This is a genomic window from Sphingomonas albertensis (genome assembly GCF_014358075.1).
GTDB lineage: Bacteria > Pseudomonadota > Alphaproteobacteria > Sphingomonadales > Sphingomonadaceae > Sphingomonas > Sphingomonas albertensis.
On the sequence record NZ_JACONT010000046.1, the window covers coordinates 21,495 to 27,494 of the forward strand.

At 65.7% G+C, this 6,000-nt stretch carries 7 protein-coding genes; 5 read left to right on the top strand and 2 right to left on the bottom strand.

Annotated elements, in window-relative coordinates; all coding sequences use genetic code 11:
- Positions 1–96 precede the first annotated feature (96 nt).
- Complete coding sequence (locus tag H8S47_RS16540; protein WP_328805580.1) at positions 97–729, bottom strand: S24 family peptidase; 633 nt, start codon at positions 727–729, stop codon at positions 97–99.
- A 115-nt stretch (positions 730–844) separates the two neighbouring features.
- On the opposite strand from H8S47_RS16540, the gene H8S47_RS16545 reads away from it, so the two are divergent.
- The 4 genes from H8S47_RS16545 (at position 845) to H8S47_RS16560 (ending at position 3,874) form a co-directional block, all read left to right on the top strand.
- Positions 845–1,021, top strand: coding sequence for a hypothetical protein (locus H8S47_RS16545; RefSeq protein ID WP_165895153.1), 177 nt, complete (start codon positions 845–847; stop codon positions 1,019–1,021).
- A gap of 2 nt (positions 1,022–1,023) precedes the next feature.
- The gene (locus tag H8S47_RS16550) at positions 1,024–1,344 is read left to right on the top strand and encodes a hypothetical protein (protein ID WP_187504879.1); all 321 of its coding nucleotides are present in this window, start codon (positions 1,024–1,026) and stop codon (positions 1,342–1,344) included.
- A gap of 67 nt (positions 1,345–1,411) precedes the next feature.
- Positions 1,412–2,596, top strand: a complete 1,185-nt coding sequence (locus H8S47_RS16555) for an acyl-CoA dehydrogenase (protein WP_056055772.1) — start codon at positions 1,412–1,414, stop codon at positions 2,594–2,596.
- A 132-nt stretch (positions 2,597–2,728) separates the two neighbouring features.
- Entirely contained in the window at positions 2,729–3,874 is a 1,146-nt protein-coding gene (locus tag H8S47_RS16560) for a CaiB/BaiF CoA transferase family protein (protein ID WP_187504880.1), read from the top strand.
- Between the two features lie 80 nt (positions 3,875–3,954).
- On the opposite strand, the gene H8S47_RS16565 is transcribed toward H8S47_RS16560, so the two are convergent.
- Positions 3,955–5,250 (bottom strand): sugar MFS transporter, encoded by a 1,296-nt coding sequence (locus H8S47_RS16565; protein ID WP_187504881.1) that lies wholly within the window; start codon positions 5,248–5,250, stop codon positions 3,955–3,957.
- Between the two features lie 104 nt (positions 5,251–5,354).
- On the opposite strand from H8S47_RS16565, the gene H8S47_RS16570 reads away from it, so the two are divergent.
- Positions 5,355–5,897, top strand: a complete 543-nt coding sequence (locus tag H8S47_RS16570; RefSeq protein WP_187504882.1) for a (2Fe-2S)-binding protein — start codon at positions 5,355–5,357, stop codon at positions 5,895–5,897.
- Positions 5,898–6,000 lie beyond the last annotated feature (103 nt).

A 6,000-nucleotide genomic window follows, 5' to 3' on the forward strand; every position in this document is an offset into this window, starting at 1 on the left:
GGCGGGGGTCCAGGATCACGAACGCCATCGCTTGCGACCCTGGGCTCCCACTTTCGCGGGAGAACAATATTGTCTCTGGCGGAGCGGGGCTCGCTCTTATCGCGGCTCGCGCATCTGCCAGACGACCCTGCCGATCACCGCGATCGCTCCGTCCGGCACTGCTGCCGCGTCGGAGTTGTCGCTCGTCGCCACTAGCGCCCCCCGCACCAGGGCCACGCGCTTCACCATCACCGCGTCGTCGATCCGGATGACATACAAGCCGCCTTTCGCGCGCGGCGTGCGGTCGGCTGTGTCGACGACGATGTGATCGCTGTCGAATAGTCCCGGTTCCATCGAGTTGCCGCGCACGCGGATGATCGCCGCCTGCCCGTCCCTTAGCCTGAGTTTCCGCGCGAGGCCGGGGTCCAGCGTGTCCGTGCCGAGCACGATCTCGCCGTCGACCAGCGCGCCCGGCCCCGCCGATGCCGCCACGTTGAGCTTTCGGATGCGGAACCCTGCCGGCCGATCGGCGGGTGCGCCCAGCGTTGTTTCGCTCACGCCCAGATAGTCCGACAGCAATCGGCGATCACGTTCGCCGAGCACCCGCGGCGATCCACGCCTGACATATTGCTGAAGGTAGGCCGCGTTGCGCCCCAGCATCGCCGACAGCGCCGCGAGACTGTCGCCACGCGCCGCGGCCAGCGTTGCCAGCGCGGTTCTTGGATCGGGTTCGAGCACGGTTCTAGCCACGCCCGAACCGTAGCGTAGGAATTTTCCTAGACAAGTAGGATTTGCCGGAACAGATCAGGAACGCAGGCAGGGACCCGGGCCAGGGACTCGGGGCCAGGAACAGGAAGGAGCGACCATGTCCGTTCTCATCAAGATCGACCGATATCTGCGGCAGACCGGCATGCCGACTTCCAAATTTGGCCGGTTGGCGGTCGGCGATCCGCGGCTGGTCCACGATCTCCGACTCGGTCGCCAGCCGCGCGCGCCGATGGTGGCGCGGATCGAGACGTTCATAGAACGGCACGGATCGTGAGGATGGACGCGATCCGTGGCCCCGATGCGGGCACGCTATTGATCCGCGCGCTTCGCGGCCATGCGGCGGCGGCAGGCCTGACGATGCACGTCGAGTCGATCGCGTGCACGCCTTGGGCCAGCGCGACCTTCGTCGGCACACTGCACCGGCTGACGATCGCGGCAATGCCCGTACCCGGTCTTCGAGAGTGGATCGACGCATTGCCCGAAGCCGAGTTCGCGATGCGCGGGCATATCGTCGCAGATCTGGTGGTCGACCGCATCGAGTCGCTCGGCGACCGCGAGCATGTGACGATCGCGGTGCTGACGCTGATCGACGCGTAAACGTTTCGTCAGGGGTGGACTTTCGCTGGCCGAACCACGAAGTCGGCGGTCAACGAAGGAGATTCATATGGCCGGGATGGGCAAGTTCGACTGGGCGGATCCGTTCCTGCTCGACGATCAGTTGAGCGAGGACGAGCGGATGATCCGCGACAGCGCGAAGGCCTATGCCGACGACAAGCTCGCGCCGCGGATCATCGACGCGTTCCAGCACGAGCATACCGATCCCGCGATTTTCCGCGAAATGGGCGCGCTCGGGTTGCTCGGGCCGACGATCCCCGAGGAATATGGCGGCGTCGGCGCGTCCTATGTCGCGTACGGCCTGGTCGCGCGCGAGGTGGAGCGGATCGACTCGGGGTATCGCTCGATGATGTCGGTGCAATCTAGCCTCGTGATGTACCCGATCAACGCGTTCGGGTCCGAAGAGCAGAAGCGCAAATACCTGCCCAAGCTCGCGACTGGCGAATGGATCGGCTGCTTCGGGCTGACCGAGCCCGATGCGGGGTCGGATCCCGGCGGGATGACGACGCGCGCGAAGAAGACGGCCAACGGCTATGTGATCTCGGGCGCGAAGACGTGGATTTCGAATTCGCCGATCGCGGATGTGTTCGTGATCTGGGCGAAGTCCGACGAGCATGGCGGCGGCATCCGTGGTTTCATCCTCGAGCGCGGGATGAAGGGGCTGGAGACGCCCAAGATCGAGGGCAAGCTGTCGCTCCGCGCGTCGATCACCGGTATGGTGATGATGGACGAGGTCGAGGTTGGCGACGACGCGCTGCTGCCCGACGTGCAGGGGCTGAAGGGCCCGTTCGGCTGCCTCAATCGCGCTCGCTACGGGATTTCCTGGGGTGCATTGGGCGCGGCGGAGTTCTGTTTCCATGCAGCGCGGCAGTACGGGCTGGACCGGAACCAGTTCGGGACGCCGCTTGCCGGGCGTCAGCTTTTCCAGAAGAAGCTGGCGGATATGGAGACCGAGATCGCGCTTGGGTTGCAGGCGAGCTTGCGCGTCGGGCGGTTGATGGACGAGGGCCGGTTCGCGCCGGAAATGGTCTCGATCGTGAAGCGCAACAACGTCGGCAAGGCGCTCGATATCGCGCGGATGTCTCGCGACATGCACGGCGGCAACGGGATTTCTGGGGAGTATCAGGTGATGCGCCACCTGATGAACTTGGAGACGGTCAACACGTATGAGGGTGCGCATGACGTGCACGCGCTGATCCTCGGGCGGGCGATCACGGGTATCGCTGCGTTTTGAGTTCAACCCCGACGTCCTACCACCCCGGCGGAGGCCGGGGCCCAATTGGGGAACGCGCATTGGCTGGTGCTGCGCGTTGTTACTCCGACCTTTCCAATTGGGCCCCGGCCTCCGCCGGGGTGGTGCTCTAAATTGGAAAGCAAACCCTCCCCCCTCACCGGCTTGAAAGTGGTTGAACTCGCGCGGATCCTTGCGGGGCCGTGGGCGGGGCAACTTCTTGGCGATCTCGGCGCCGACGTCGTCAAGATCGAGAGCTCCGCCGGCGACGACACGCGAACCTGGGGGCCGCCGTTTATCGATAACCCTGACGGCACGTGCGACGCCGCGTATTTCCATGCCGCCAATCGCGGCAAGCGGTCGGTCGTCGCCGACTTTACCACACCCGAAGGACAAGCCGTCGTCCGCGACCTGATCGCCGACGCGGACGTGGTGATCGAGAACTTCAAGGTCGGCGGGCTGGCCAAATACGGGCTCGACTACGCCGCGCTCGCCGCGATCAATCCGCGGGTCGTCTATTGCTCGATCACCGGGTTCGGGCAGGACGGGCCCTACGCTCCTCGTGCGGGCTACGACTTTATCGTGCAGGGCATGAGCGGGATCATGGACCTGACCGGCGAGCCCGATGGCGCGCCGCAAAAGATTGGCGTCGCGTTCGCCGACATCATGACCGGTCTGTATTCCGTAATCGCGATCCAGGCGGCGCTGGCGATGCGCGAGCGGACCGGCAAGGGTCAGCAGATCGACATGGCGCTGCTCGATACGATGACCGGGGTGCTGGCGAACCAGGCGATGAACTGGTTTGCGAGCGGCGTGTCACCTACGCGGGTCGGGAATGCGCATATGAACGTGTGTCCCTATGCGGTGTTTCCGTGTGCCGATGGGTGGTTCATCCTGGCTGTCGGGAATGACGGGCAGTTCGGGCGGTTCTGCGATGCGATGGGCTTGCCCGAGATGCGCGACGATCCGCGGTTCGCGACCAATGCCGGGCGGTTGGCGTTCAAGGATGTGTTGTTCGCGGGGATCGAGGCGGCGACGTCTCTGGTGCCTAAACTCGAGTTGCTGGCGCGGTTGGAGGCGGTGGGTGTGCCGGCCGGGCCGATTAATACCGTCGCGCAGGCGTTCGACGATCCGCAGGTCGTCGCGCGGGGGATGGCGATCGACGTCGCGCGGCCGGATGGGTCTCTGGTTCCGGGGCTGCGTACGCCAATCCGGTTTTCCGATGCCGATCTCGCGACCGGGCGGGCGGCGCCGATGCTGCCGAAACCACCGTCATCCTGACGAAAGTCAGGATCCAGAGCCACGTGCGCTAGCGTTCGTGGCTCTGGATCCTGGGTCGAGCCCAGGATGACGGATGGGGGTTAGGCCGCGACCTCCACCACTGGCTTCCGGGCATACAACCCATAAGCCAGGATCAGCGCGTAGCAGATCGCCGGAAGCAGCAGCGCGAAGTGCAGGCTGCCCGACTTGTCCGCCAGCATCCCCGTCAGATACGGGATGATCGCGCCGCCGACGATCGCCGTGGCGATCACACCCGAGCCTTCCGCCGCACGCTTGCCGAGACCTTCCGACGCCAGCGAGAAGATCGTCGGGAACATCACCGCGTTCATCAAGCCGATCGCGAGCAACGCCCAGCCCGACAAAGCGCCCTCGGTGTTTGCCGAGATCAGGATCAGCGCCAGCGTCCCCGTCGCGACGCCCGCGAGGACCTTGCCCGGCGACACCTTGTTCAGGACGTAGGCGCCGATGAACCGGCCGACCAGAGCGCCGCCCCAGTAGAACGGCACGTGCTTGCCCGCGGCGACGTCGCTCAGGCCCATCACGCTCGGCTGCATCAGGTAATTGACGATCAGCGAGCCGACCGCGACCTCCGCACCGACGTACAGGAAGATGCACGCCGTCCCCATCGCGAAGCGGGGGCGCTTCAGCAGGGTGAACGCGTGGAAGATGCTGCCCGTCTGGTCCTGCTCCTCGTTGAGCCGGTTGCGACGGGTCCACACGACCGCGGCGACGATCAGCAACGCGATCGCGAGGCCGATATAGGTGTGCACGACGGTCCGCGACGATTCCGTCCGGTACGCGTCGAGCGCGGCACCGGTGATTGTCGAAGAGTCGACCGTCGCCAGCCCGCCGAGGATCAGCGCGGAGCCGACGTACGGGAAGATGGTCGTGCCGAGCGAGTTGAACGCCTGCGCGAAGGTCAGCCGGCTCGAGGCGGACTTGGGATGGCCGAGCGCCGAGATCAGCGGGTTGGCGACGACCTGCACCACGGTGATGCCTGCGCCGAGCACGAACAGCGCGAACAGGAACATGCCGAAGCTCGCCTGCCCCGCCGCGGGGATGAACAACAAGCAGCCTGCGGTCATCGTCACGAGCCCGATCGACGCGGTCCGCATGTAGCCCGCTTTGCGGACGATCGCCGCGGCGGGGATCGAGAACAGCGCATAGGCGAGGAAGAACGCCGACTGGACCAGCATCGCGGTCGCGTGGTCGAGCGTGAAGAGTTCTTTCATCTTCGGGATGATGATGTCGTTCAGCGAGGTGATGCCACCGAAGATGAAGAACAACGCGAACACGAACACGCGCAGGTCGGGCGCGTCGTAGCCGTGGCTGGCATCGCCTCCGGCTGCTGCTGTGGATTTGGTATCGACGTGCATCGTGTTGCGCCCTCTCGCGGTATTTCCGCGCGACATAAGCCGGGGCGGCAGCGCGTGGCAATGCCGCGTGGTGCGATCGGTCCCGGCGGGCTAGGACGGCGGGCATGAGCCGCTTCACCGTCAACAACGAGCCGATCGAATACAAGCTCGACAACGAGACGCCGCTGCTGTGGGCGTTGCGCGATGCGTCGAACCTGACGGGGACGAAATACGGCTGCGGCACCGGGCAGTGCGGCGCGTGTACGGTCGACATCGACGGGCGGGCGATACGGAGTTGCCGGGTGCCGATCGGCTCGATCGAGGGGGCGTACGTCACGACGATCGAGGGGCTGTCGCGCGAACGCAATCATCCGGTGCAGCTGGCGTTTATTGCCGAGGCTGTGCCGCAGTGCGGGTTCTGCATTCCGGGAATGATCATGGCGGCGGCCCTGTTGCTGAAGCGCAATGCCGACCCGAGCGAAGCGCTGATCCGCGAGCAGATCACCAACCTGTGCCGGTGCGGGGTGTATCCGCGCGTGGTCGAGGCGGTGCAGCGGGCTGGGCGGGCGATGCGCGGGGAAGAGGTGATTCCGGCGGGGCCGCGGCCGGGGATCGATCCGGCGGATTCGGCGCGATTGGTGCCTGCGCTGGTCCCGCCGCCGCGGTGACATCCTCCCTTGGAACACAAAGCTGTTATCCCACGAACCTTGTTCTCCCGCGAAGGCGGGAGTCCAGGCTGGGTCCCCGGCTTCGCGGGGAAACAAGGTAATG

Excerpts from the sequence above, each read along its gene's own strand:
- H8S47_RS16545 (WP_165895153.1), top strand. The coding sequence starts at position 845 with ATGTCCGTTCTCATCAAGATCGACCGATATCTGCGGCAGACCGGCATG.
- H8S47_RS16550 (WP_187504879.1), top strand. The coding sequence starts at position 1,024 with ATGGACGCGATCCGTGGCCCCGATGCGGGCACGCTATTGATCCGCGCG.
- H8S47_RS16555 (WP_056055772.1), top strand. The coding sequence starts at position 1,412 with ATGGCCGGGATGGGCAAGTTCGACTGGGCGGATCCGTTCCTGCTCGAC.
- H8S47_RS16565 (WP_187504881.1), bottom strand. The coding sequence starts at position 5,250 with ATGCACGTCGATACCAAATCCACAGCAGCAGCCGGAGGCGATGCCAGC.
- H8S47_RS16570 (WP_187504882.1), top strand. The coding sequence starts at position 5,355 with ATGAGCCGCTTCACCGTCAACAACGAGCCGATCGAATACAAGCTCGAC.